Annotated in this window: 19 protein-coding genes and 5 pseudogenes; 13 read left to right on the forward strand and 11 right to left on the reverse strand. The window is 70.4% G+C overall.

Going from position 1 to position 25,335, the window contains the following annotated elements:
* The first annotated feature begins 79 nt into the window (after positions 1 to 79).
* Positions 80 to 370 carry a hypothetical protein gene (locus tag ACH4U8_RS10915; protein WP_395776939.1) on the forward strand — a complete coding sequence of 97 codons (291 nt, stop codon included), beginning with the start codon at positions 80 to 82 and terminating at the stop codon, positions 368 to 370.
* Between the two features lie 22 nt (positions 371 to 392).
* Here the strand turns inward: ACH4U8_RS10915 and ACH4U8_RS10920 are convergent, their stop codons facing one another.
* Positions 393 to 1,262, reverse strand: coding sequence for an IS5 family transposase (locus ACH4U8_RS10920; protein ID WP_395776941.1), 870 nt, complete (start codon positions 1,260 to 1,262; stop codon positions 393 to 395).
* Positions 1,263 to 1,547: 285 nt separating this feature from the next.
* Between ACH4U8_RS10920 and ACH4U8_RS10925 the strand changes: the two genes are divergently transcribed.
* Positions 1,548 to 2,096: a GNAT family N-acetyltransferase gene (locus tag ACH4U8_RS10925; protein ID WP_379989111.1), complete on the forward strand. Its 549-nt coding sequence runs from the start codon at positions 1,548 to 1,550 to the stop codon at positions 2,094 to 2,096.
* Between the two features lie 48 nt (positions 2,097 to 2,144).
* Here ACH4U8_RS10925 and ACH4U8_RS10930 read toward each other — a convergent pair.
* The 5 genes and pseudogenes from ACH4U8_RS10930 to ACH4U8_RS10950 all read right to left on the reverse strand — a co-directional run.
* Positions 2,145 to 2,669: pseudogene (locus ACH4U8_RS10930) on the reverse strand (transposase); the annotation flags it as partial.
* On the reverse strand, positions 2,666 to 3,205 hold the full coding sequence (locus tag ACH4U8_RS10935) for a winged helix-turn-helix domain-containing protein (protein ID WP_395776943.1): 540 nt from the start codon (positions 3,203 to 3,205) through the stop codon (positions 2,666 to 2,668). The pseudogene ACH4U8_RS10930 and the gene ACH4U8_RS10935, both read right to left, overlap by 4 nt.
* A 114-nt stretch (positions 3,206 to 3,319) precedes the next feature.
* Positions 3,320 to 4,357 (reverse strand): RNA ligase family protein, encoded by a 1,038-nt coding sequence (locus ACH4U8_RS10940; RefSeq protein ID WP_395776945.1) that lies wholly within the window; start codon positions 4,355 to 4,357, stop codon positions 3,320 to 3,322.
* Between the two features lie 1,256 nt (positions 4,358 to 5,613).
* Positions 5,614 to 6,801 (reverse strand): annotated as a pseudogene (locus ACH4U8_RS10945) (IS3 family transposase).
* A 64-nt stretch (positions 6,802 to 6,865) separates the two neighbouring features.
* Complete coding sequence (locus ACH4U8_RS10950; RefSeq protein WP_395776947.1) at positions 6,866 to 7,039, reverse strand: hypothetical protein; 174 nt, start codon at positions 7,037 to 7,039, stop codon at positions 6,866 to 6,868.
* 89 nt (positions 7,040 to 7,128) lie between these two features.
* Here ACH4U8_RS10950 and ACH4U8_RS10955 point away from each other — a divergent pair, with 89 nt between their 5' ends.
* The 3 genes from ACH4U8_RS10955 to ACH4U8_RS10965 all read left to right on the forward strand — a co-directional run bounded on the left by ACH4U8_RS10955 (position 7,129) and on the right by ACH4U8_RS10965 (position 8,897).
* Positions 7,129 to 7,617 (forward strand): winged helix-turn-helix domain-containing protein, encoded by a 489-nt coding sequence (locus ACH4U8_RS10955; protein WP_395776949.1) that lies wholly within the window; start codon positions 7,129 to 7,131, stop codon positions 7,615 to 7,617.
* Complete coding sequence (locus ACH4U8_RS10960; protein ID WP_395776951.1) at positions 7,614 to 8,144, forward strand: IS630 family transposase; 531 nt, start codon at positions 7,614 to 7,616, stop codon at positions 8,142 to 8,144. Before ACH4U8_RS10955 ends, ACH4U8_RS10960 begins: the two co-directional genes overlap by 4 nt.
* A gap of 525 nt (positions 8,145 to 8,669) precedes the next feature.
* Entirely contained in the window at positions 8,670 to 8,897 is a 228-nt protein-coding gene (locus ACH4U8_RS10965) for a hypothetical protein (RefSeq protein ID WP_395776953.1), read from the forward strand.
* Between the two features lie 224 nt (positions 8,898 to 9,121).
* Here ACH4U8_RS10965 and ACH4U8_RS10970 read toward each other — a convergent pair whose 3' ends face one another.
* Together ACH4U8_RS10970 and ACH4U8_RS10975 are read right to left on the reverse strand one after the other, a co-directional pair.
* The gene (locus ACH4U8_RS10970) at positions 9,122 to 10,228 is read right to left on the reverse strand and encodes a PIN domain-containing protein (protein WP_395776955.1); all 1,107 of its coding nucleotides are present in this window, start codon (positions 10,226 to 10,228) and stop codon (positions 9,122 to 9,124) included.
* Between the two features lie 218 nt (positions 10,229 to 10,446).
* Positions 10,447 to 11,103 (reverse strand): hypothetical protein, encoded by a 657-nt coding sequence (locus tag ACH4U8_RS10975; RefSeq protein WP_395776957.1) that lies wholly within the window; start codon positions 11,101 to 11,103, stop codon positions 10,447 to 10,449.
* Positions 11,104 to 11,358: 255 nt separating this feature from the next.
* Between ACH4U8_RS10975 and ACH4U8_RS10980 the strand changes: the two genes are divergently transcribed.
* From ACH4U8_RS10980 to ACH4U8_RS10990, 3 genes are all read left to right on the forward strand, one after another.
* Positions 11,359 to 12,543, forward strand: a complete 1,185-nt coding sequence (locus ACH4U8_RS10980) for a WD40 repeat domain-containing protein (RefSeq protein WP_395776959.1) — start codon at positions 11,359 to 11,361, stop codon at positions 12,541 to 12,543.
* Complete coding sequence (locus ACH4U8_RS10985; protein WP_395776961.1) at positions 12,519 to 13,493, forward strand: hypothetical protein; 975 nt, start codon at positions 12,519 to 12,521, stop codon at positions 13,491 to 13,493. The genes ACH4U8_RS10980 and ACH4U8_RS10985 overlap by 25 nt, the downstream gene beginning before the upstream one ends.
* 1,096 nt (positions 13,494 to 14,589) lie before the next feature.
* A complete protein-coding gene (locus ACH4U8_RS10990) occupies positions 14,590 to 15,027 on the forward strand; it encodes a hypothetical protein (RefSeq protein WP_395776963.1) in 438 nt (145 codons plus the stop codon).
* Positions 15,028 to 15,120: 93 nt separating this feature from the next.
* On the opposite strand, the gene ACH4U8_RS10995 is transcribed toward ACH4U8_RS10990, so the two are convergent.
* The gene (locus tag ACH4U8_RS10995; RefSeq protein WP_395776965.1) at positions 15,121 to 15,309 is read right to left on the reverse strand and encodes a hypothetical protein; all 189 of its coding nucleotides are present in this window, start codon (positions 15,307 to 15,309) and stop codon (positions 15,121 to 15,123) included.
* A gap of 73 nt (positions 15,310 to 15,382) precedes the next feature.
* Complete coding sequence (locus ACH4U8_RS11000) at positions 15,383 to 15,811, reverse strand: DUF6461 domain-containing protein (RefSeq protein WP_395776967.1); 429 nt, start codon at positions 15,809 to 15,811, stop codon at positions 15,383 to 15,385.
* Positions 15,812 to 16,374: 563 nt separating this feature from the next.
* Here ACH4U8_RS11000 and ACH4U8_RS11005 point away from each other — a divergent pair.
* The 4 genes and pseudogenes from ACH4U8_RS11005 to ACH4U8_RS11020 form a co-directional block, all read left to right on the forward strand.
* Positions 16,375 to 17,523, forward strand: a complete 1,149-nt coding sequence (locus ACH4U8_RS11005) for a tetratricopeptide repeat protein (protein ID WP_395776969.1) — start codon at positions 16,375 to 16,377, stop codon at positions 17,521 to 17,523.
* A 231-nt stretch (positions 17,524 to 17,754) separates the two neighbouring features.
* Complete coding sequence (locus ACH4U8_RS11010) at positions 17,755 to 18,441, forward strand: hypothetical protein (protein ID WP_395776971.1); 687 nt, start codon at positions 17,755 to 17,757, stop codon at positions 18,439 to 18,441.
* A 380-nt stretch (positions 18,442 to 18,821) separates the two neighbouring features.
* A pseudogene (locus tag ACH4U8_RS11015) lies at positions 18,822 to 19,376 on the forward strand (PIG-L deacetylase family protein); the annotation flags it as partial.
* A 107-nt stretch (positions 19,377 to 19,483) separates the two neighbouring features.
* Positions 19,484 to 20,344: pseudogene (locus ACH4U8_RS11020) on the forward strand (IS5 family transposase); the annotation flags it as partial.
* 386 nt (positions 20,345 to 20,730) lie between these two features.
* On the opposite strand, the gene ACH4U8_RS11025 reads toward ACH4U8_RS11020, so the two are convergent.
* A complete protein-coding gene (locus ACH4U8_RS11025; protein WP_395776973.1) occupies positions 20,731 to 24,729 on the reverse strand; it encodes a PQQ-binding-like beta-propeller repeat protein in 3,999 nt (1,332 codons plus the stop codon).
* 454 nt (positions 24,730 to 25,183) lie between these two features.
* On the opposite strand from ACH4U8_RS11025, the pseudogene ACH4U8_RS11030 reads away from it, so the two are divergent.
* Positions 25,184 to 25,335: pseudogene (locus ACH4U8_RS11030) on the forward strand (IS5/IS1182 family transposase); the annotation flags it as partial.

Consider the following 25,335-nt stretch of genomic DNA (forward strand, 5'->3'; position numbering starts at 1 on the left):
CACGCCCTTTCCGCAGGGACTGTAAAACTTACGGCTCTGTCTCACATCCGGTGGTGACGGACTGTGAGTCCGTGATCACGTGCAGGTGTTGAGTGCGAACGAGCTTGTGGGTGTGGTGTTTTCAGGGCTTGCGCCGCTGGTGGTCGAAGCGGTTGCCGACGAGGGCGAGGTCATCCGGGTGCGGGCCCGGGCGCCTGGCGCCCGGGCGGATTGCCCGGATTACGTCGGTCGGATCGATCGGGTGCACTCCTTCCATGAACGCACGGTGACGGACGTGCCTGTCGACGCCTGCCGGGTGGTCGTCTCGGCACGGCTCCGCCGCCTCGTCTGCCCCACCGCAGCCTGCCCCCGCATCACGTTTCGTGAGTAAGAGGTCGTTTTCTCCCGGTGTTTCATCCAGAAAATGGTGTTTGGTCCTGTGATGGCGGGTTGCGCCAGGAGATGGTGGCCTCGCCGGTGAGACGCCGGGCCATCAGGTCGGTCATCGCGAGTTGAATCATGGCTTCGGAGCGGGTGGGGAGGGTTTCGTGGTCGCGGGCCAGTCGGCGGTGGAACATCAACCAGCCGTAGGTTCGCTCCACCGCCCATCTCTTCGGTATCGGGGTGAATCCCCTGGTCCCGGGGGTGCGCGCGGAGATTTCCATGTCGATGCCGAGGGTGGCCGCGTGCTCGACGAGGTGTTGGCGGTAGCCGCCGTCGACCCAGACCTTGCGGATGCGGGGGTGATCGGCGGCGACCCGGTCGAGCAGTCGGGTACCGGCCGTGGAGTCCCGCACGTCGGCCCCCGTAACCAACACGGCGAGCAGGAGGCCGATCGTGTCGATCACGATGCTCCGCTTCCTGCCCACGATCTTCTTCCCGGCGTCGACACCCTGGCTGGAGACGGGGACGTTGGTGGAGGTTTTGACGCTCTGCGCGTCGATCACGCAGGCCGACGGCTCCGCATTGCGCGCCTCCCTCCGTCGCACCAACTCCCGGAGCAGGCCGTTGAGTTGGGCGAACACGTCTTCCTTGGCCCACTTCGCGAAGTATCCGTAAACCGTCTCCCGGGGTGGGAAGTCGTGCGGCAGGTAGCGCCACTGGACCCCGGTGCGGTCCACGTACAGGATCGCGTTCATGATCTCGCGCAGGTCGTGCTCGGGCGGGCGGCCGAAGTCCAGTGCCCCGCCGCGGCGCTCGAAGCGCCGGGCGGCGAGCACCGGCTCGATCAACTCCCAGCGGGCATCGGACAGATCACTCGGATACGGGCGTCGCGCACTCATGCTCCACACGTACCGCCACGAGTCGCCTGTGCCCAGGCGCACGACGGGAGCGATGGAAGCACACGGTCACACAATGGGGCGTCCTGGGACGAGACAGGCCCAAGTTGCATCCCGTCCCACCGGTCGCCCCATTCATCCGACACGGCTCACCCGCACCGACCGCCTCACCGGCACCACGATCTGGCACCTAAAAAACTAGATAAATACAGAGCAATCAGGATGAAAACGACCTCCTAGGCCGTCTCTTTCGGATCACTCACACGGGCGTGCGATAGGTTGCCCGCCATGACTGACCTCGGACCCGGCGCCTGGCCACCTGCCCCGATAAGGACCGAACGGCTCGTGCTCCGCGAGTCCGAGGCCCGAGACCGTGCGGTGTTCATCGAACTGTTCGCGTCGCCGGAGGTGGGCACCTACATCGGTGGCCCTCGACCACGTGATGAGCTCGAACGCGCAGTGCCTGAGGTGCCCGGCCGGCGCCCTGGCCTCTTCGTGATCGATCTCGACGGGGCGATGATCGGCATGATCACGCTCGATCGGCGCGACGCAGAGCGTCAGGTTCGCGTCCGTCCGGATGGCGGGGAGGCCGAGCTCGGTTACCTGTTCCTGCCGGAGGCGTGGGGATGCGGGTACGCCGCCGAGGCGTGCGCAGCGGCACTCGACTGGTTCGCCGTTGCGCTTCCCAGCGAGCCGGTGGTGCTCACCGTCCAGACCGCGAACGACCGCGCGATGCGCCTCGCGGCGAAGCTGGGGTTCACCGAGGTGAAGCGGTTCGAGGAGTACGGCGCCGAGCAATGGTTCGGCGTGTGGTCCTCGGTCACGCCGTCCGGTTGAGCTACTGAGGTTTTCGTTGTGATGTCGCTTGGTTGGAATTGACTTTCTGGGTCGGATGACAAGTCCGGTTTCGGCGAGGCATCCCTCGATGAGGTGGGGGCGTCGTTGGATGTGGCGGAGGCCGTGTCTGATCGTGCGGACCAGGTGGTCGGCGTCGGTGAACGCGACGTTTCCGGTGAAGCCGCGACGAACCAGCGACCAGATCCCCTCCACCGGATTCAGGTCCGGCGCGTAGCTCGGCGGTTGGACGACCGTCGGCCAGTCGTGGTCGGCGGCGTACTTCCGCAGGTCCGCGGCGCGGTGGGTGTTGAGGTTGTCCCGGATCAGGACGATCGGGCCGCCGAGTTGCAGGTGCGCGCGCACGGCCGGGTCGCGGTAGTCCCTCCAGGCGAAGCTCTTCCGTTCGCCCTTTCGGCGGGTGTGGAGGCGGGGCCGGTGGATCAGACGGGAGCGTTCGCCCGGTTTGTGGCAGGCCAGGGCGGCGATGGAGACCCGGCCGCGGGAGCCGCCGCGCACCCGCACCACCGGTGTGGTCCCGCGTCGACCCCACGTGCGCGCTCGCGGCGGCGTCATCGACATCCCGGCCTCGTCCTCGAAGACGATCCACGCGTCGAGCGCCGCCGCGGTGCTTCCACCGACGGCCACGTCTCCCGAACCCAACCCCGCACGGCGTCCTCGTCGCGCTCGGTCGCCCGCCGGGCCGGTTGTTGACACGACCACCCCGCTCGACGCAGCACGTCCCACACCCCGTGGATCGAGTACGTCACCCCGAAACGGCGCCGGATCACCGCCCTCACCCGCATCGACGTCCAGCGCCGATCCTCCCAACCATGGGCCCTCGGACCCAGATCCAACTCCCTTTCCAATTCCGCGACTTGCGCCGGATCGAGTTCGGGGAGCGAGGCCGGGCCCGCGGACCGCAGGCCCTCGACGCCGGCCTCGCTCCAGGCCCGACGCCACCGCTCCACCGATCGCCGCGCCACTCGTAACTCGGACGCGATCACCGCGTTGGACTCACCCCGCCCGAACCGATCCGCGGCATCCAGACGCACCCGCTCCCGCGCCGTCCGCTCTTTGGAAGTCAACCCACCACCCTGCGCATACCGCATATCCACGGCATACCGCAGGGATCTTCAACCGTCCACGACATCACGACGAAAACCTCAGTAGGCACCCGACGTCCGTCGATGGTCACGCCTGTGGCAGTCGAAACGATCACAGTCTCAGCGGGCGGCCCGGCGTTCGTCGGCGTCGAAGCGGGTGAGGGCGCGTGCTCCCGGCTCGAGCGCGCGGGCCAGGGTGCGAAGGTCCGCGTCGGGCAGGCCACCCAACGCGTCGGCGATCTCCTGTGCCGCGTCGCAGGTGATCTCCTCCACCACTGCGTCGGCGGGAGCACGTGGCCCGAGCTTGCTCACCGCCGCAGCCGCGCGGGTGGGAGTGAGCAGAGCCGCCGCCTGGACCAGGAGCCACCCGGGCACGCCGGCCGCGCCCTCGGGTGGCGCGAGGTACGGGCGGGAACCGGCGAAGCGCTCGTCCTCGGCGAAACCGTCCTGCTTGACCTTGGCCACCGGGCGGGCACAGGGGGCCTTCGTCCCGGCGTCGCTGCGCTCCCACCAGTCCCCGGCGGGCTTGAGTACGTACCCCTCGGCGAGGTTGCCCACGAGTGCGGGCAGCCCGAACAGGCCCGGAACCAGGCTCGGATACGCGCGCGGCAACTGCTGAAGCGAGTTGAGCGAACCGTGCGCGAGAGTCGGTACGCAGTGCAGCCCGGCACCGGCCGCGGCAGCGCGCAGAGCACGGTCGGAGATCCAGCAACGCCCGTTGTCGGTCTCGACCGTCGTGTCGAACAGCAACCAGGTCAGGTTCGGTGTGTACCAGACGCCGGTCTGCACCGGTTCGACCGCGGAATCCGCGGGAACATCAGGGTGCGGGTAGTGTCCGCCGGCCAGTTCACCGTAGATGGTCACCACGGCCGTATCGCCCGACCCACTGCGCAGCGCGGTGGCGAATCGTGCGGCGGCCACGGACAACCCCGGCCAGATCCTGCTGACGCCGAAGAAGTCGTCGAGCAGGTCGTCGGACAGCAGTTCGCGCCGCTTCGCGGGCCGGATGCCAAGGCCGTCGCACACCACCGCGAAGTGCGCCCCGTGCACTTTCTCCTGGGCGAGCCACTCCCGACCCCCGGTCATCCCGAGCTGTGCCTTCGCGGAGATCTTGGGGTAAGGATTCCAAACGGAACCGTGGGACGCGGCCTCGGGCATGTCGAAATCCTCTTACGTACGCCCGATCGCGGACAACGGGTTTTCCGGGCGGCGGCGGTGCGGCGAGCAGTACAGGGTGCGTGCGACGATCCCACCGATGGCGTCGCGCACGTGGCCGATCGACCGTCGCTCTGCACCGCATCTCCGCCGAGAACGCCGCCGGCGACCCGGGCGCGTCTTGCGGGACAACGCGGCCAGGGAATCGGCCATGGCGCCGCACGACTCTCTCCCTCGCAACCGCACGACCGCTCCAGAGTGACATCCACCCCACGTGATCGGTAGACGACACCACCCGCCCACGACCCGGCGAACACGACCAACTGGAACGAAGAGGACGAGCTCACCTCGGTTGCCCCCGCCGGCAGCCCGAGCGAGTACCTCTGCGACGCCGACGGCACCCGCATCGTCCGCCGCCAGGCCGGCAAGACCACGCTCTACCTCGGCGGGGACGAACTCACCACCAATACGGAGGAAGAGGAGCAGTCTTCGGCCACGAGAAGTCGGACGCCATCACGTTCACCGAGCAGGATCTGGATACCTCTTGCCGCTACGTCCACCGCGGGCGTGCCCGCTCGGGCCGGATCCGGCGCCGCGACGGGGTGGACGCCGCCGGGATGCACACTTTCGACGGCGCACCCGCGATACTGTTCCGGCCCCGCGCGAACCGACGCGACTGCTGCGAGGGGCGCGCCGGTCCCGGTGCCGACCGCGGGCGACGACACCACCGCCGACGACGTCGTGACCTGCCTGAACAGGCGAGGTGTCCCGGTGGTCCGTCTCGACCCCGGAGTGGACTTCCCCACACCCGTGCTCTTCGACGCCACCCTCGACACCGCCACGGGCACGTGGACCGCCGTCCACGGCCCGGGTGCCCTCCTCGACGCCCTGTACGTCAAGCACCACCGCCACCACCAACAGCTCGCGGACTCGGCACAACACCACCTCCACGAACAGGCGCACGGCCCGCGATACCCCACCCGACCGGATCGCCCACGAGCGTTGCCCGAGCGGTGGTCACCACGGATGGCACTGCCGGGCTCGGCTCGGCGAGCGCCTGCCGAAAACTCCCAACATTCTGGGATTTCGCTGTACCGACTCCTGCCGCGAGGATGCCGGAGGGCGCGCCGGCGAACTCGCGGCCGCCGCCGAACCGGCATTCAACCAACCACGGACAAGGAACAACTTCCTCATGGCATTACGACGATTGGCCATCTCTGTGAGCTGACCCGGGTTTTATAGAGTCGGTTTGTGGTTGTTCAGGCGGTCTGTGTGTCTTGTTCCTGGCTCGCCCAATATTGCTGTTCGTACTCGACCGGTGGCACGTAGTCGAGCCCCGAGTGCAGGCGCTCGTCGTTGTACCAGGTCACCCACTCGGACACGGCGCGTTCGACCTGGGCGAAGTCGCGCCATGGGCCCTGCATTTCGATGAGCTCTGCTTTGAAGGTGCCGTTGAGCGCCTCGGCCATGGCGTTGTCGTACGAGTCCGCGACCGAGCCCACCGACGCGGACGCGCCGATGTCGGCGAGCCGGTCGGTGTAGCGAATCGATACGTATTGCGACCCGCGGTCGCTGTGATGGACCAGGCCGGAGTCCTTCTTGATCCGGCGCCGCCACAGCGCCATCTCCAAAGCCTCCAGCGGGAGTTCGGTGCGCATGTGCTCGGCGCCTGCCAGCCGACGATCATGCGGGAGTGCACGTCCAGGACGAACGCGACGTACGCCCACCCCGACCAGGTCCGGACATACGTCAGGTCTGCGACCCACAACCGGTCGGGCCGGTCGGCCGCGAAGACGCGGTCGACCAGGTCTGGCGGGCGCGGCGCGGCCGGCTCGAGGGCGGTGGTGCGGCGGCGGCCGCGGATGACGCCCTCGATGCCGAGTTCGGCCATCAGGCGTTCCACGGTGCATCGGGCCGCGATGTGGCCTTTGCGGCGCAGGGCGCGGGTAATCCGCCTCGCGCCGTAGGTGCCGCCGGAGTCGGCGTGCTCCTGCTCGATCAGCGGCATCAGCTGTTCGTCGCGCAGTCGGCGGGCGGACTTCGGGCGCTTCCGGCGGGCGAAGTACGTCGACGGCGACAAGTCCAGCACCCGGCATACGGGATCGACCCCGAGGCCACGCTCGCGCAGGTGGTCGATCACCTGCTCGGCCTCGTCCGGGGACGGTCGATCTCCTGGGCAAAAAGCACGGACGCGGCCTTGAGGATCTCATTCGCCCGACGCAACTCCGCGTTCTCCCTGCGCAGTTGCTTGAGTTCTTCGCTTTCCGCCGTGGTCATCCGGTCGCCGCGCTCGCCGGCGTCGGCCTCGGCTTGGCGGACCCAGTTCCGCAGGGCCTCCTTGTGGATGCCAGGTCCCGAGCGACATGCGCGACCGGCCGCCCGGAGGTGCGAACCTCGCGGACCGCCCGTTCCCGCAGCTCATCGGGGTATTTACATGGTGCTGGCATAGCTTGTGGTGCTCCTTTACGCCGGGCACCATAACCCGGCTTCCGGGACTCCACCAAACTCGGATCAGCTCAGGATGACGGTCGTTGCCGCGCCCAACAGGAACGGCCCGAACGCGATCGCCGTGCCACTCGCGGCGCGTGCTACTGCTCTGCGGCCGAGGAGGTACAGCGCCGCGCACAGGTACGCGAGGACGAGGGCCCGCACGAGCGCGCCCCAGGACGACCATCCCAGGATCAATCCGACCAGGCCCGCGACCTACTGAGGTTTCTGAGTCCGATTGACGGTGTGTCAAATGTGGGCATACCCGTTGTATGGGGAACTCGGGGATGACCCCGGCGGAGCGGGAGCGCCGGGAGAAGTTGCGGTTGCGGGCGGCTGGTTGGTTCGCGGAGGGTGTGTCGCAGGCGGAGGTGGCGCGTCGGTCGGGTGTGTCGCCGCAGGCGGTGTCGGTGTGGCATCGCGCGTGGGTGGACGGTGGGGCGGACGCGTTGCGCTCCGCGGGCCCGCCGGGTGCCCACCGGCGGGTGTCGGACGAGGGGTTCGCCGAGGTGGCGACGGTGCTGGAAGCCGGACCGGAGGCGGCGGGTTTCACCGGGCAGATCTGGACGCTCGCGCGGGTCGGGCGGGTGATCACGCAGGTCACGGGCGTGGTGTACGCGTCCCCGTCGAGCGTGTGGCGGCTGTTGGGAGCGCACGGTTGGTCGCGACAGCGGCCCGCCCGGCGTGCGTTGGAACGGGACGAGGAGGCGGTGACGACCTGGAGGAGCACGGTGTGGCCCCGGGTGAAACCACCGCAAGGAGGACGGGTGCGGTGATCGTCTTCGCGGACGAGACCGCGTTGTCCCTGTTGCCTCCGGTCCGCGCCACTTGGGTCCCGCGGGGCCGCACGCCGACACTGCGGGTGCGGATGGGGAAACGGCCGAAGACCTCGCTGGTCGGCTGGTGCTGTTACCCACCGAACGGGCTGCCGAAGTTCCTCTATCGCATGGTCCCGGGCTCGGTCACCGACCGGGACCTGATCCGGCAACTTCCGGACATACACAGGACTTTCGATCGCTCGATCGTTCTGGTGTGGGACAACCTCGGCAGTCATCGCAGCCGCCGGATGCGCGCCTTCGCCGACCGCGTCGACTGGCTCACCCTGGTCTTCCTGCCGCCGTACTCTCCCGACCTCAACCCGGTGGAAGGTAGTTGGGCGCACCTGAAGAGCGGGCCCCTGGCCAACCTCGGCGCCCGCACCCTCGACGAGCTCGTCGCCGTCGCACGCCAAGGGCTGCGGGACATCCAACATCGCCCCACACTCCTCAACGGCTTCCTTGCAGCAACCGCCCTGACGCGATGAACACCAACAACCGGATCCGCAAAGCTCAGTAAGGCCCGTCTCGACGCCGCCGGAGCCGCCCCGGTCAAGGTCGCGGACACGCCCGTGCCCCCGATCACCGGAGGTGGCGGCCTGCACGTCCACCTGGTTGCCGCGCAGTGACACCGACCCCACCACGTCCGCCGGGCCGGTGAGCCATGCGCGGTGACGCGGGCGGCCGGAGCGGCACGGATCCCATACTTCGGCGTCCGGCCCTCGAGGCACGGTCGGCCCGCCACGGGCGTGGCGCCCCGACGTCCGCGCGAGGGACCCGGCGTCGGCCACCAACGCCGCTCGCCACCGTCCCCGACGCGGTGCACGGCCGGGGCTCCCGCGGCGACGAAGGCGGAAGCCCCGCAAGATCCTTGCGCCCGGGCACACCCTTGTGATCCGCCGAACGGGTCCCACGCCTCCCCGGAGAAGATCGGCGTATCCGGCCGCTCCGGGGAGGGCGGGGGTGTGATGGCGCGCCGTGGGTCGGCGTGATGCCACCGGGTGTGGGAGCGGGTGACGTTCGCCGCGACCGGGAACTCGCCGGGGGTGCGATGGGGCAGGGCGCGCGAGGACACCCGCCTGGTCACGGTGACCCACCCGGACCGGCCGCTGATCGACTGGTGGCTCGACGGGCCGCACATCGCGCCTCTGCACGAGGTTCCCCAGCCCTTGGACGTCACGGGCCTGGACGGGCTGTGCGATCACCTCGCTCGCCTCGCCGAACCCACGACCACCCCGTGATCCAGACGGCACCGCGAGGCACACGAGCCCGGTGACGTCGCGCCCGGCCCGGGAACCGGCCGGCATCGTGTGTACCGACCGGCCCGGTGCGGCCCACCCGGTCCATCCCGTGGGCGGTCCGCCCGCGCCGGACGGCCCGTTCCCGGGGCCGACCGGGCGGTCGCGGGCCGTGTCGGTCGGCACGACGCACAGGGGACGGATACGGGTGGCCGTGTGCCCGCTTGTCAGCGAGGCGGGAAATCCGTTCGTCCCGGAAGGCCGTCGAGCATCGTCGACACGATGGTGCCGGCGTCGTCGATCTCGTCGTCGGTGAACGGGCGACCGGGTGTCGCGGACAGGGCGGTGAGCGAGTCGGTGCCGAAGAGCAGGCGAACGTCGGTGGTGAAGGCCGTGATCGCCTGCGTATCCCCCCATAGGGAGTCGAGGCGGTGTGCGACACCCGCGACGACGATCCTGACCGTGACGGCGACGGCGGAATCGTCGCCCATCGCGTAGGTCGCCGCGTCGCGCCAGGCGAGGACGCGCACCGCCGGCGCGGCGAGCCACGTGCGGAAGTCGCGCCACGCGGACATCGGAGCCTCGTGGTCGTCGAAGTCGACGACGTAGCCCTCGAACCGATCGGGTGCCAGTTCGGAGAGTACGTGGTGGCGCAGCCATTCGAGCGTCGAGGGATGCCCGATCCGTGCCGTCAGGCGGGGGTCGTCGTCGGGCAGCGTGTCCTTGCGCGCGAACTCGGCGAGTACCTCGTTCAGGTCGGTGAGGTACTCGACCGTCGTTCCCGCACGGGTGACCTCCTGCGCGAGGCTCGGGAGCAGGGTGCCGTTGGGGCCGAAATCGTTGGCGTTGCCGCTGACGAAGACGACGCCCTGCTCCGGAAGGGCCCGCGCCTGTTCGAGCACGGTCATCCAGATCGCGGCGTCCCGACTTCCCGTCGCGCTCTTGCCGTTGTTGATCGCTTTGGCGGGCGGAACGCGGTATGCCTCGCGGCGCAGGCCCTCCCTGGCGGCCTCCGGCGTCAGGGGCAGGATTTCGAACGTGCGACGGTAGAGCGTTTCCCATTGCTTCACGTGTTGGGCCGGCGTCACGGGCGCGGCCCAGCGGGCGCCGGCGTCGTCCGGGTCGAAGTCCAGTGCCCACAGGGCCTTGTGCGCCTCGCGTGCCTTCGACAACGCGCCTTCGTACTCGCGTTCGCGTTGGGCCAGGAGCTCGAAGAGCACCATCTCAGGGAGGGCCACGCGCCGGGTGCCGTCCTGTCGGAGGGCATGCGACCACTCCCAGAACGGGCTGTTCGGGCCCTGTTTGGTCAGAACACACGTATCCAGAATGATCACGGCGACCTCCCCGGGTTTGCGCGCCGTCGGCGGAACACGAGGACGGCTGCGGACCAGGCGCAGTCTAGGTATCCCCGCGACCGGCCGTGAGGGCGGTGCCCCCGGCCGCCGGCACCGAGGGGCGTCGCCCGCTCGGCAACGCCGCACCGCCGATCGGGCCCGGCTCGCACCCGGACCGGCTTGCGGCCTCGTCCGGCTCCCGGGGCACGGTCGGCCCGCTACGAGCGTGGCCAGGCGGGCGGGACGGTGGGCGGCAGCGGGATCTCGTCCAGTCGCAGCCACTGCTCGCGACCGGTCCGGTCGGTCAGGCGGAACCTCACGTCCCCGCTCTCGTCGGCATCGTACGCAGCATCCCCGATTGCCCGCAGCAGGGCCCGCAATCGCGGGTGGGGGGCCTGCATCGCCCGGCCGCGTACGCCGTCGGCGCGCAGGGCGGCCAGGGTGAGGGAGGCGACGTTCACGCCGGTGCGATGGTGGCCGTCGGCGTGGGCGATCGCCTCCGGGTGCTCCACGATGGAGGCCACCACCTCCGGCCCGGCGATCGTGTACTTGAGCACGAGGTCGCCGCGTTGGAGAAGTACCTGCGCTCCGGGCTCCAACATCGTGCCGTCGTCGTGGGTCGACAGGGCGACCTTGCCGATCATCGGTCCGGCGCCGATCTCACGGACCTCGTCGAACTGTTCGACGGTGGCGTCCACGAACCGCTCGGAGTCCGGCAGCACCAGTACGCAGTGCCCGTTCCAGGAAGTCCCGGTCCAACTCGGTGTGAGCGAGCCGTACCGGGTCCCGTCTCCGTTCTCGTGCCGAACCGTCAGGTCGACCGGCAACAGTTCGGCCCGGACCCCGAGTTGGCCGTAGGCGTTTCGCAGTGTCATGCACGCGTCCACGCACACGTTCGCCGGGACCCTGCCGTCCGCGAGGGCCGCCCACAGGTGCGGGGCAACACCAGCTCCACCAGTTGGTCGGGCTTCGCATGCTCCAAGAGCGTTGCCGTCTGATCCAGACTGCCGCGCAGCGGCACCCCGCCGCCCGCCAGAACCGGGGCCGCCGTACGCGGTCGCGGTACCGAGGGGCGGCGCGGAGCCCGCTTCTGCGGTGTCCGATGCTTCCTGCCACGCTCCTGCTTCGACATGGAATCCGACCAATTCACCAAGACCAACCCGGGGCAGGCCGCCCTCGCGGCCCTCGCCGCGTACGAGACCGCGCCGACACAGGAAGCCCGCAGCGCGCTGATGCGCCGATACGAGAACCTGAGGGACACGGCGTGGCTCCTGTCCGGCGTCGAAGGGAAGATCGCCGCGACGGCCATGAGCACCGACGGCGCGGTGACGCTCGTGACGACCGACAGGGGCCGCGCAACGCTGTTCCTTCGGTCCGCCGAGGGCCGGGTCCGACAGCAGCAACTCCGCCTCGCCGACAACGTCCTGTCCCCCGTGGTCAGCCGGGACGGACGACGGATCGCCTATCTGCGAGAGGACGACGGGGCGGTGTTCTGGCACGACGTGACGTCCTCGGGGGAGCGACCGGTGGGACCGGCGCATCCGCTTCAGGGTTCCCTCCGGGACCGCCCCTCGGGTACCGGCGGTGGCATGAAGGTCTCGGCTTTCTCCCCGGACGCCCGCCGATTGGTCGGGGTATCGGCGACGTCGAGGGTCCTGATGTGGGACTTGGAGACGGGGTTGCCGCGGACACTGCCGAACGAGGTCGACGTCGGCGAGGTGTGGTTCGGGCCCGACGGGAACACGTTGGTGACTCCCGGCAGCCCGCGATCGGCGACGACGTCGATGGTCGCGGTCGACATCGCAGCGGGCACGACACGCGAACTGGCGGGCGACATCGACTTCGTGGGCGTCGGCGTGTCCGGGGACGGCGGCGTGACGGTCGTCTGCCAAAAGACCAAGACCGATGACCCCAAAACTTCGGGCAAAGCCAACTATCAGGCCGTACGTGTGGCAGACGGACGAGTGCTTCGTCGGCACGCCGTTGACGCCTCGTGCACGAGAGCCGTCATCGACGCGAAGGGCGAACGCTTCGCGGTGCATGCCGAGGACGACGAATGGGACCTCGTCGACACACGCGACGACAGCCCCGCACAGCGGTTCCTCGGCCCCTCGCTCTTCTCGGGCGTGGACATGTATGCGGGTCTGCCGCTTCTGGGGACCGCGCGCGAGCCCGTCATGGCCACCACCCAACACGAGAACGCGGTGATCGGGTGGCCGATGCGCATGACGGGGGGCACCGCCTTCAGCCCCCGAAGCTGCTCGGCGACGGAGGCACGATGGTGGTGCGCGTGGGCGAAAAGGGGAACAGTCTGAGGGTCTCGGAGACCGAAGGCGAGCAAAACACCCTCGCCGAGGTCGCGATCGAGGCGCGGACACCCCCGAACGCGCGGCAGGAACTCGCGGTCAACCGTGCCCGGACGCTGGTGGCCGACGTGTCGAACGGCAATCGGATCACCGTCCGCGCCTTGCCCACGCTGCGCCCGGTGGCCGAGTTCACCACGGCGCAACCACCCGTCGGAAAGGACGGAAAGCCGGAACTACTGCAATTCCGCTTCCTCGACGACGATCGATTCCTTACCGTCTCCGGGACACGCGTCGAGTACTGGGACGCGCGGGCGGGCCGCGCCCTGTCCCAGCCGTTCGACCTCGGCGACCTGCGGCTCACCACCCGAACCGAGCCGAACTACGCGGTGGGCCCCCACCGCGAGCCGGGCCACCTCGCCGTCACCGTGCAGGGCGAACCCGTGGTGCACGCCATCGACCTGCGCACGGGCAGGGAGAACGAGGCCCTTCGCGTGGACCTCGGCTACGGCCTCGTCGCAGCCGCGTTCCTGGAGGACGCGCGCTACGCGTCCGTGATGACCACGGGCGGCATGATGGAGGTGTGGTCGGCCCCACCCGGGAAACCGGCGAAGAGGGTGGCGGGCCCGTTCGGCCCGCTGAAGGAGAACCGGTTCGTGTGGGGCGCCACCGGCGGCTCCGGGTACTTCGTGGCCAACCTGAGTTCCGTACAATTTCTCAAGGCGGACGACCCCGGATACCGGCAGAGCTACGAATTCGGGGAGGACCAGGGCTTTCTGGCGGCCATCAGGGACGGCAGGGCACTGCTCCGCAGCCCCGCGTCGGGAGGCGTTCTGGGGTTGGTCCGCCTCGACCCCGCGCTGTGGAAGCGACACCTGTGCAACGTCGTGGGCCGCGACCTCACCGACGACGAACGCGGCAGCCTCCCAGACGGCCTGCCGACCCAGCTCTGTCCCTCGTGAACACGGGTTCTCATCGCCGCGTACCGCCGGGGCGATCGCCGTAGGCTTCTGCGGAGGCACCGCGGCGTCCCCGCGACGCTCGCCCCGACCAGTAGCACGATTTGCCCCTGCGGAACCGATGTCCGGGCGCGAACCGAGTTCAGGGGAGATCCCCGATGGAGCCGGTGCCCGTGAGGACGCGGCAGAGCATGCTCACGGCGCTCCGCTCCTTGCGGTTGTGCCTGTTCACCGGCCATTGATTCATGTGCCCGGCCGTACCCGGACCTCCTCGCGACCGGTGACGGATTTCCCGTATTGCGCCCCTCGTGGTCCGATGCCGAGTGTCGGTGGCGCCGGCTACGCTGCGCATCCGCCGGCCCGGGGAGGGCCGGGGGCGTGTGACGGCGTGTCGAGGGTCGAGGTTGCGCCGGGCGGGGATTCGGGGGAACGGCGCGGGATGGGCGCGGGATGGGCGACTGGGCCGATGTCAAGGCGTTGCACGAGGCATGGAGCGAGTCGTTGCGTCAGACATGGAACGCTGCGGAGCAGGTGGACGAGCACTGGTCGGAGCGGTGGGAGGGGACCGACAGGGACGTGCGCACCGTGGTGGCGCGGATGTCGGTCGGGGTGTGGGACGGTTTCGTTTACGGCCGGGTGCCGTGGGGTCGGTTCGCCCACGCCTACGGTTCGGGTGCGGACGTCCCCGACCTCCTGGAGGGGGTGCGTTCCGTCGACGCCGTGACGGCGGAGCGGTCGTTCGGGTCGTTGTGGGGATCGATCTGTCATCAGGGCTCGCGGGGTTCGGTGGCGCCGCTGGTGGTGCCGTTCCTGTTGCGGATCGCTGCGGATCGCTGCGCGCATCCCCGGGTGGGTGCGCTGTTCCTGGTCGCGATGGTGGCGCGCTGTGATTGTCAGGAGGATTCCCGCGCGGATCTGTTGCGGGTGGCCGATTCCGACGGCGACCACGGGCACTTCGATGTGGGCGGCTACTTCCAGAACTGGACCGTGGAGGCGGCGCGCGGCGCGATCGCCGCGGACGCGCATCTTGTGATTGCGCTCCTGGACGGCCCGGACCCGAGATCCGGGTGGCGGCCGCGTACGCCCTGGCCGCGGCCTCGTGGCCGGGGAGATCTCCGCCGCCCTGCACGACCGCTTCCGGATCGAGGATCACGCGCGTGTATGCGCGAGCCTGGTCCTGGCGATCGCGCAGTTGGCCCGGGAACACCGCCACGAGGACGCCGCCGCCTTCACCCGCGCCCTGTGGTCGGACCCCGCGCGCCCGGCCGAGGTCCGGGTGGGCGCCGCCCTGGGGTGGTTGTGTCTGGTCGAGGATCTCGTGCCCGACACCCTGCGTGCCGTCCTTGCTGCGTGCGCAACCCCCGAACTCGACCGTGTGATGGTCTCGGTGCCCTGGCTGGGCCGGGTTGATCACGACGGCGCCGGATTGACCCACATCCTGCGCGGGATGCTCGATCCGGACCCGTTCCGCCGTTCGGTGGCCGACGGCCGCCTTTGGGCGGAGGCCGAGGGCTGCGCCGACGATCCGCCCTTTTGACGGCTCGGTGGCGACCGCGGCGATTGGGCGCCTCGGGGGCGGTCCGCGTCGGCGTCCGGGCATCGAGGGAGGCGGGGAATGCCTTGCCGTCGTCTACTCGACGGGTGGTTCGGCGACGGCGGTGGCCGTCAGGGTGATGGGTCCGGTGTCGGGGATCGGTTGTGGTGGTGAGGTGTCGACGGGTAGGGGTTCGGAGAGTCCTTCGCGGAGTCCGGCCGCGAGGAGCAGACCGTGGACGACGTCGTGGTGGGGCAGGTCGAGGCCGAACACCGTCTCGGCCATGCGCAGTTCGCATCCCCGCGCCTGGGTGCCGTCGTCGAGTGTGGGGCCGTCGGGGTGAGGAGCCCGGCGGCGATCATGTGGGGGAGGAGCCGGTCGGGGCCGTTCCGAAGCGGTTCCCGGGGGTGTATGCCTCGAAGCCGCACACGATCTCGCCGTCCTCGGCGTGGATCAGGTACGCGACGGGATTGCAGTTGCCGTACACCAGCACCGCCTCGGTGGCAGCCGAGACCGCGGCCAGGACACCGTCCTCGAATCCGCGGGCTCCGGCGGTCTCCACGGCGTACGCCCATCCGCGCGAGGCGCCGGCCCGGATGGTCTCGACCCCGGTGTCGAAGTACGTCTCGGTGGCGTCGACGAGCCCCATCGGCGCCGCCCTCGACGGATCGCACCCCAGACGGGTCAGCAGCTCCAACGGCTCCAGGCCCCGGGCGAACGTGACGCAGCGGTCGGACTCGAACTCGCGGGCCTCGCGCAGCCACGCGATGCCGTCCCCAACGCTCATGCCCACACCCTGGGACCGGCGTGCGACGTCGGAACCCCTGCGGGCGGGGAACGTGTTGCGTGCCCCGGTCGTGAACGACCGGTCCGCGCCGACTTTGCCGTAGTCGGTGAGGACGCCGTCCTCGACCACCCACATCCTGGCGGTCCGCCCCCGTCCGGGAGCTGCGCGCTCTCCGGCGACCGCCGCGGCGCCACCGCGCGTCGTGCCCCTCGTCGACACGAATCGCCAACGTGATCAACTCGGCCAACGGCCAGGGGCACGGCCGATCATCGGGCTCCATCCGATGGCCACCGGTCCGATGCGAAGTCGTCGGTGGTGTCGGTCCGGTGTCGGGGTCGAGCGCTACGGTGCCCGGTCGTGGACGCCACCGATCTCGACTTCCGGGCCCGGACACAGTCCGGCTGCATTCCGCCGGCGCTGGTTTCGCGGCTGCTCGAACGAGGCCGTGCCGACGTGGTGGAGGCGCAGGCCGCGCGCGGGCAGTGGTTCTGCGCGTTGGAGTGGGCACGAATATGGGGTGATCGGGCCGAGAGGCCGATGCGTGGGAGGTGCTCGCTCCGTATGTGGCAACGGGCTGGTGGACGGCCGTTGTTGCCGCGTCCGAGTTGCTGGAGGACTGGGGCCGCGTGGCCGAGGCGATCGACATCACCCGGATTCGCATGGAGGCCGGACACCCGATGGCCTTGGACGCCTACACGAGGCTGCTCGCCCGGCACGGCCGCGCCGAGGAGGCGTTCGACCTGCTCGTGCCGCATGTCGACGACCGGGTGCTCGCCACCGCCCTGGTCGACGTCGCCTGCGTCGCGGGCCGCGACGAGGAGGCGGCCGCGCTGCTCGCCGGCCTGATGCGGGCCGACCACCGCTGCGACGGGCCGTGGGGCTGCCGCGGCCTCGATTCGGACACGGCGTTGAGCCTGCTCGCGACGATCCGCGAACGCCAGGGCCGCATCGACGAGGCCACCGCCCTGCTCCGCCGGCGGCGGATCGTCTCGGTCAACGGCCGAGACCGGCTCGCCGACCTGTTGGCCCGGCACGGCCGGGTCGAGGAACTACGCGCCTACGCCGCGTGCGACGGACACGAGGAGGCCGTACGGCAGTTGGCGGAGGTGCTGGAGAAGGGCGGCGACGTGGACGGGGCGATCGCCGTGTACGGGCCGACCGACGGTCCGGCGGCCCGGGATCCGAACGCGGCCTACGATCTCGCGCGGCTCTTGACCCGGCACGGACGGGGAGAGGAGGCGATCGCCGTGATGCGCGCCCGGGCCGACGCCCACCCCGGCGACGACTGGATTCTGTACGCCTTGTCCGCGCTGTGCCTCGACCGGGGCCGCCCCGCCGACGGCCTGGCCCACCTTGATGCCCTCCACGCCCGACGCGGGGGTGAGGACGAGTGGGAGCTGTACCGGATACGGTTGCCGCTGATCGCCGCCTGCGGCGGCGTCGACGAGGCGGTCGAACACGCCCGCGCCCACCCCGAAGGCGACACCTGGTACGCGGCGGAGGACATCGCACGCCTGCTCGCCGGCGCCGGGCGCACCGAGGAGGCCGTCACCGTCCTCCAGGGGCACGACCGCGGGAACAGCCACGACCTCGCCTGTCACCTCGTCGACCTCGGCCGCGTCGAGGAGGCCCTGGCCGTCCTGTTGTACACGAGCCCCCCGCCGCCGCTCGTGCCGACGACGCGCCTGTGGTCCGACGAGCCCCCGCGCTGAAGCCCTGACCGAGCGCCGGCGATGACGGGCCGTCACTCGGTGGGGTGGGCGATCGACGTCGAAGCGCACTGGGGCGTCGACGACGTGACACGCGCGCCCGGCCGCGGCACATGCAGCGACCGAAGCGACCCGGGCGCGGAAGTGCCGCGCGGCCGGCGAGGAACGGGCGCGGGAGGGTGCCGGGTTCGAGCGGTTGCGGGGGCGGCTTCCGGGCCCGGGCACAATGAGTGCGTGATGATCGATCCTTTGACCATCGACGTGGACGGGTTTCTGATCGATTGGTGCGGGCCGCCGCAGGCGCCGCCGCGTGACCTGCCCGCTTCGTGTCGGTGGTTGCCGGAGCCGTTGCGGGACTTGCACCGTCTGGTGTCGCGTTGGCCGGGCCCGCGACCGTACTTCGGCTTGTTGAACATGCGCGATCCCGAGGGGATCGAGGCGAAGGGTCGGGCGGTCACGTTCATGTCGGACCCCACCGGGGACTGGTTGTGGGCGTTCGATCTCGACGATCCCGACGTCGTCTACGACCGCGAGCTCTACGAGGGGTGGGAGGAGGTCGACGAGAGCCTGTCGGTGTTCCTGCGCCACGCGGTGGTGCAGGAGGCGATGTGTGTCGGCTCGGCGCGACGATGGGGCGAGGTGCCGCGGGATCGGCTCGAGGACGTCCTCGCCCCGATGACCGAGGTCGCCTTCGGCGCGTGGCGGTGGCCGGGGCCCGGTCACAGGATCTTCATGAACGACGGCTTGGTGGCCGAGGTCCTCCCCTTGGAGGGACCCGGTATCTCCCGTCCTGTGCCGGGGTTCGTGGAGGTGTCGATCGCGGCCAACACCCCCAAAGGTCTGGCGTACCTGGACGCCTTCGCCGAGATCCCGGGACTGCGACGGGCGGATCCGCCCCGCTCGTTGTCGGAAACGCCGTGAACGCGGCGGCGGTCTCGGCCGACGTTCGGCGCAGGCGTCGCTCGGCCGGGTCGTGTCGCCGGCCTCCTCCGTGGCCTTGAAGCCGTAGCGGCGCCGACGGTGACGACGTCGGTGACCGTCTCGCGCGCGGCGGCGGCGAAGTTCACCGGTCGGAGCTCGGGGTCGATGTCGGCCGCCTTGGGCTCCTCCTTACGGCCGGCCGTCGTCCCTCGTTGGGCGAATCCACTCCCCGTTCCATGTCGGCCGCGGCATGCTGTGCCCAGGTGCACGCCGACGTCCTGCGCCCGGGGCGCGAGCGCCGATCGGCCCCGCGTGCCGCGGGGCACATGCTGCGAGGGAGAGACGATCTTGGGTGAGTTCCGTCCGAACGACCGGCGGAGAACGCCAAGTCGTTCCGCGACACCGGGATCATGGTGGAATGTCTCGGAATGGACGACGGCACACTCACCCCCGACATCGAGCTGGTTTCCGCGATCGAGGACACGCTGACCCGCCACCGGTGCACCGTGCTGCTCACCCACGCCCCGCACGGCGGAAACGACCACCAGGACCATCACGCGGTCGCCCGCGCCGCGCTCAACGCCGCGACCCGCGTTCCCTCGTGCACGACGATCCTCCACGGCCGCCCACACGCACCCCACCAGGGATTCACCCCGACGGTGTTGATCGACATCACCGAGCATCTCGACGACAAGATCAAGGCCCTCGCCGAGCATCGCTCCCAAGCCGGCCGCTACTACCTGGACGAGCCCTACACCCGCTGGCGCGCGGCAGGTGAAGCGTGGAACACCCTGCCCGGACACGCCGCCGCGGGACGCTCCTTCGAGGCACTGACTCCCTCACTGCTGCTCATGAGCGGCGCCGAGACCCGAGCCCGACTCCCGTGCACCGGCCCAACCCCGCTCCTACGTTCGACGGAAGGCACCCCCAGATGACGTCCAGCGCCCCTCTGCCCCCGGACCTGCGGAAATGGGTGACCCTTCGGCTAGGAGCTGTACGAAGGATCTTGTGACCATCCGTTGATCGGGTCGTTGATCTGTTCATGGGGCGTGGTGATCTGACGGATCGCGAGTGGGGTTTGCCGGAGCCGTTGTTGCCGGTGAATCCGGGGCGGGGCGGCCGGTGGGCGTCGCATCGTGTGGTGTTGAACGGGATCCTGTATCGGGTGCGGACGGGTGTGCCGTGGCGGGATCCGCCCGAGCGGTTCGGTCCGTGGAGCACGGTCTACGAGCGGCATCGTCGCTGGTCGGCGGACGGAACGTGGGAGCGGATCCTCACCACGTTGCAACGTGAGGCGGACCGCGCCACTCCCGACGCGTCCTCGCGGCGATCGTGTGGGACGTGGCCGTGGACTCCACGATCGATCGCGCGCATCAACACGCGGCAGGCGCTCGACACACCCGTCCCCGGCGCCCGCACGGTCAAAAGGGGCGGTCGTCGGGGACGAACCGGACGAGGCCCTCGGCCGATCCCGAGGCGGGCTCACCACCAAGCTCCGTCTCGCCGCCGACGGCCGGGCACGACCGCTGAGCCCGGTCGTCACGGCCGGACAGGCGGGCGATGCCCCGCGGTTCGAACAGGTCATGCGCGGCATCCGCGTCCCGGCCCCGGCCGACCGCGGACCAGGCCGGACACGGTCACCGCGGATTCCTCCCGCGCGATTCGCGGCCATCTGCGCAGACGCGCCATCCGTCACACGATTCCCGAACGTGCGGATCAGGCGAACAACCGCCTGGCCAAGGGCCCGGCCGGCGGTCGACCACCCGGATTCGACGCGGAGCTCTACAAGACCCGCAACACGGCGGAACGCCTGATCAACCGCCTCAAACAGTTCCGAGCCGTCGCAACCCGGTACGACAAGCGCGCCTACGTCCACCGAGGAACCGTCCAGGTCGCCGCCATTCGCATCTGGCTCAGACCATGATCCTTCGTACAGCTCCTAGGCCACGGGTGCGGGCGAGGGTCTCGACGGCCTGGCGGACCTCGATAGTGGACCAGCCGGCGGGGACGGCATCGTCGGGGAGGCCGCTGTGGCGCAACCACTGGTCGGCGAGTTCGATCTCGTCCGGGTCGAGGTGGTCCAGTCGTCATCGCCGGATTGGCGGCCAAAGCGGCGCAGCAGGTCGGCATAGTAGGCCATGGTGATGGCTGGAACTGGTACTGCCGGATCGGCGCGGTGCATTCCCTTGGCGAGGGACGTCTGCCAGACGCGGGCGATGGCTTCGGCGGCCTGTTCCGGGGATTCGCGGTTGCGGTAGTTCCCGACCCCGTGCACACCCAGCACCGTTGTCACGACGGGTTCCCTCCAAAGTCGATCGCGATGACGTCCGGTCCGCTTCCGATCACGAGCACACCGGGCGAGGCGGACATCAACGTGTGCGCCTCGCCCGGCATCAGGTAAGCAGCGGTCAGGCACCGGGTCCGCAGGTCCCAAATCTGCACGACGTTGCTGTTGCCGCCGGTGACGGCGATGGGTCGTCCGTCGAGACTGGTGCACGCGACTGCCAGTGCCAGGCTCCGGCGGTGGGTGGGGAGTGCATGGAGTCGCTGTCCGTCGGTCAGGTCCCAGATCCACACGCTGCCGTCTTTGCCGCCGGTGACGGCGACGGGTCGTCCGTCGAGACTGGTGCAGGCCACCGCCAGTGCCGGGCTCCGGCGGCGGGTGCGGAGTTCATGGAGTCGCCGTCCGTCGGTCAGGTCCCAGATCCACACCGTGCCGTCCTTGCTGCCGGTGACGGCGACGGGTCGTCCGTCGAGACTGGTGCAGGCCACCGCCAGTACCGGGCTCCGGCGGCGGGAACCACGGAGTTGCCGACCGTCGGTCAGGTCCCAGATCCGCACCGTGCCGTCGTCGCTGCCGGTGACGGCGACGGATCGACCGTCGAGACTGCTGCACGCCACCGCCAGTACCGAGCCCCGGTGGCCGGTGAGCGGTCTACCGAGGGGGCGTCCGTCGGTCAGGTCCCAGATCCGCACCGTGCCGTCGTCGCTGCCGGTGACAGCGACGGATCGACCGTCGAGCGGGGTACACGCCACTGCCCACACCGACCCGAGATGGCCGGTGAGGGGGTCACCGAGGGGGCGTCCGTCGGTCAGGTCCCAGATGTGCACGGTGTTGTCATACGTGGTGGCGACGGCGGCAGGACGTCCGTCGAGACTGGTGCATGCGACCGCCAGTACCGAGCCTTGGTGTCCGGTGAGGGGGTCACCGAGGGGGCGTCCGTCGGTCAGGTCCCAGATCTGCACCGTGCCGTCGTTGCTGCCGGTGACGGCGACGGGTCGTCCGTCGAGACTGGTGCACGCCACCGCCAGTACCGGGCTCCGGCGGTGGGCGCGGAGTTCATGGAGCTGCCGTCCGTCGGTCAGGTCCCAGATCCGCACGCTGCCGTCTTTGCCGCCGGTGACGGCGACGGGTCGTCCGTCGAGACTGGTGCACGCGACCGCCCGGACCGAGCCCTGGTGGCCGGTAAGGGGGGGACGGAGTTGCCGACCGTCGGTCAGGTCCCAGATCCGCACGCTGCCGTCATTGCCGCCGGTGACGGCGACGGGTCGTCCGTCGAGACTGCTGCACGCCACCGCCAGTACCGGCCTCCGGCGGCGGGGGCGGAGTTCATGGAGTTGCCGTCCGTCGGTCAGGTCCCAGATCCGCACCGTGCCGTCATTGCCGCCGGAGATGGCGACGGGTCGTCCGTCAAGACTGGTACACGCCACCGCCCGGACCGAGCCCTGGTGGCCGGTGAGCGGCTTGCCGAGGGGGTGTCCGTCGGTCAGGTCCCAGATCCGCACCGTGCCGTCGTCGCTGCCAGTGACGGCGATGGGTCGTCCGTCGAGACTGGTACACGCCACCGCCCACACCGGGCCCTGGTGGCCGAGTGTGTCGCGGAGGGCGGGGTGCGCAGCAGCGCGGCTGGTGGCCCAGCGCGGACGCCACAGCTGATCGTGGGTGAACGCGTCCCGCAGCGGCTGGTGCCCGTTGCGGCAGGCGTCCACGGCCAGGACGTGGCGCCGGGCCTGGGGGGATACAGCGCGGTGGTGGTTGACAGAAGCGAGGTAGACCGCGCGGGCACGCCGTGCGCTGTCGGTGCCGGTGCTTCGGAAGGCCGATGCCAGGGCTGCGGGTTCGGCGTGGACGAGGTACTCGGGGTCGGTGAGCAGGTCGTCGAGTCGGTCGGCATCGCGGGCGTGGTCCACGCCGTGCCGCAGCAGGTATTCGGGGGCCGCGTCCCAGCGGCGGCGGCCGTCGCGGTCGGTAGGCGCGTGAGTGGCCAGGAGGTGGTCGAAGACCACGGTCGGAGCGGGCGAGGGACCGCCTGCTGGGGCGGGGTGCCGGGTCAGGTGGTCGGCGAGTCCTTGGTGGAAGAGGCGGTAGTGCAGCACTCCATGGCTGTCGGGGGTGGTGCGCAGGTAGAACAGGGCGAGGCCGTCGAGGGTGTCGCGGACCTGGTCGGCGGCGAGGTCCGGCGCGAACAGCCGGACCAGGGGCAGGGCGACCTCGACGGGCATGCCGTCGCCGCGGGCGAGTGCGAGGGCGGCCAAGACCGCGCGGATGCGGTGGCCGTTGGGGCGGGCGGCCAAGTCCAGGTCCAGTACCTCGGGCAGCCCGTCCGGGATTGACCCGCCCAGCACGGCAGCAGCTGGTGCGTCGGCCGGCGGCGGGATGGTCTTGAGGTACCGGGCGAACACTGCAGCCACCAAGTGAGCGCCCCACTCGGCCCGCACCGGCTCCTGCGGAACCCCTCCAGTAGTCGGCGGGGCCGGCAGCCCTGCGGGCGCGAGGCGGGCGGCGGCTGCGCGGGCGAGGGCTGCACGGACCGGGCGCATTGCAGGTGTGCGGTAGGCAGTCTCCTCGCCGAGGACCGCCTCCAGGTACGCGGACAAGTCCCGACGCAGGCCGTCCGGGTCTGCGTTGTCCAAATCCAGCGGCTCGCTGCCGTCCCCGGCGCGTGCGCAGTCCCACAGGGCGCGAAAGATCGGCCACGGCCGCGCGCCGACAAGCAGCCGCACAGCCGTTCGCCCGTCGGCGCGGCGTGCCGCAGCCAATGCGACGAGCAAGGCGCACACGCCTTGGGGGTCGGCGGCCTCGTCGACCGCGTCCACCACCAGCGCAGGGATCTCCGGCACGTCGGCCAGCAGCGCCGCGAGTGCTGCCCCGTCCCGCTCCCCGCCCGTCGCGGGCGGTGCCAGATCCAGCTGACGGGCGATCGCAGCGGCGACGTCGGCGGCGGTGCGCCCGCGCGCGTGCACTGCGGCCAGGCGTTCGTTGACCGACGGACACACCCCCGGCCCAACCCCTGACAACCGTGCCCGCACTTCCGGCACCAGGTCCGCGAGTTCCGGATGGGCGGCGCAGACCAGCACCCCCAACAGCGCGGACTTCCCCGCCCCTGGCGCCCCGGTCACCACCCGAAGTCCGCCGGAAGCCACGTCGTCCAACCACGGCCCCAGCAACTCCAGTTCACGGGTACGGCCGGTGAAACGAGGTCCGGCCTTGTCCCTGAAGTGCGCCGCGTCCGCCGCGTCCAGGAAGCCCCGCAGGCTCGGCGCCACCCGCGCAAGCGCGGCAGCGTCCGTCTTGTAGCCGCCGTTGGGGAAGAACGGCAGCTCGGGCTCGTCGGCGCCGGCGTCCAGCGCCGAACACACCACGTCCTGCACGAACCGCGATCGAGCCTGGACACGTTGGCGGACGTGGCGCGCCACCTCGGAGAAGTACACGTAGCGTTGCCCGGGGTCGGTGCCCAGCCCGTTGACGGCGACTTCCTCGAGCACCTCGGCCAGCACCGTGCTGAACACCCCGTCATAGGCGACCTGGTCGCTGCCGCACGCTGCCATCACCCACGCACCCAACGGGCCGCCGGTGCGGTGCACCAGGTTCTCCGCCGCGCGTCCCGCGTGGCACAGGTCGAACAGGAACAACGTAGGCGCGCCGCCCAGTTCCTGGGCGTCCTCCACCCATTGCGAGGCACTTGTCCCCGCCCCCGGAAGCCCGCACGACGGCACCACGTCCACCCGGTCGCGCCTGGCGCCACGCCGGCCGTGCGAGGCCACATACACCACCGGAGCCGACCCCAGCGCGTCCTGCACCACCCCACGCAACGCTCGCGCGTCCGGGTTCGGGTGCAGATCAGGCTTGAAGCCCAACCGCGCCAACGCCGCGGCGACCGGCGGCACCACCGCCTCGACGAACGGCAGGTCGTCCCACCCGGCATCCCCGACCGGCACTTCTTCACCGTCCGGCAGCGGCGCACCGAACCGGCTGATCCCCACCACCAACGCACGCCCCGAACCCACGCCACCCCCAAGGCGATCAGCGGGCACCCAGCATCCCACCGAATCTCCACCCGCCACGGGCACACGCGTCATCCCGCCTGCACGCCACCGTGTACGTACCTGTGCACATCACCTCATACGCCGACACCTCCCGAGGATCGCACCAAGGACCGCCGCGCCGATCGCACTGCCGATGGTGCGCAGTACGGCGTTCATGCCGTTGGCGACGCCCGTCATGTCGGACGGCACATCGCGTTCAGCGTCGCTGGCATGGCGGCGAACGCCAGCCCAGGCCGAAGCCGAAGAGCACGAACACCGCCGAGAACGCCCATACCTGGTCGGTCAGCGGCATCAGCCTCGTCGCTTCTTCGGGCGCGCCCACTTCCCTTGTCCCACCCACGAGTGATGTCACACGGCGGCCCACGTTCGGACCTAAGAAGTCGTTTCATTTGGCGTGTTCGCTATTCTGGGGTGTGTGACGACGCTTGTGGAGCGGTTGGTGCCGGACGAGTTGTGGGAGTTGTTCGAGCGGGTGGTGCCGTCGAAGCCGACCCGGCCGCAGGGTGGTGGCCGGCGGCGGTTCGGGGATCGTGAGGTGTTGGCCGGGATCGTGTTCGTGGCGACGTC

Source organism: Embleya sp. NPDC020886, assembly GCF_044333915.1.
Classification (GTDB): domain Bacteria; phylum Actinomycetota; class Actinomycetes; order Streptomycetales; family Streptomycetaceae; genus Embleya.

Excerpts from the sequence above, each read along its gene's own strand:
- ACH4U8_RS10920 (WP_395776941.1), bottom strand. The coding sequence starts at position 1,262 with ATGAGTGCGCGACGCCCGTATCCGAGTGATCTGTCCGATGCCCGCTGG.
- ACH4U8_RS10925 (WP_379989111.1), top strand. The coding sequence starts at position 1,548 with ATGACTGACCTCGGACCCGGCGCCTGGCCACCTGCCCCGATAAGGACC.
- ACH4U8_RS10935 (WP_395776943.1), bottom strand. The coding sequence starts at position 3,205 with ATGCGGTATGCGCAGGGTGGTGGGTTGACTTCCAAAGAGCGGACGGCG.
- ACH4U8_RS10940 (WP_395776945.1), bottom strand. The coding sequence starts at position 4,357 with ATGCCCGAGGCCGCGTCCCACGGTTCCGTTTGGAATCCTTACCCCAAG.
- ACH4U8_RS10955 (WP_395776949.1), top strand. The coding sequence starts at position 7,129 with ATGACCCCGGCGGAGCGGGAGCGCCGGGAGAAGTTGCGGTTGCGGGCG.
- ACH4U8_RS10975 (WP_395776957.1), bottom strand. The coding sequence starts at position 11,103 with ATGACACTGCGAAACGCCTACGGCCAACTCGGGGTCCGGGCCGAACTG.
- ACH4U8_RS10980 (WP_395776959.1), top strand. The coding sequence starts at position 11,359 with ATGGAATCCGACCAATTCACCAAGACCAACCCGGGGCAGGCCGCCCTC.
- ACH4U8_RS10995 (WP_395776965.1), bottom strand. The coding sequence starts at position 15,309 with ATGGCCGAGACGGTGTTCGGCCTCGACCTGCCCCACCACGACGTCGTC.
- ACH4U8_RS11000 (WP_395776967.1), bottom strand. The coding sequence starts at position 15,811 with ATGAGCGTTGGGGACGGCATCGCGTGGCTGCGCGAGGCCCGCGAGTTC.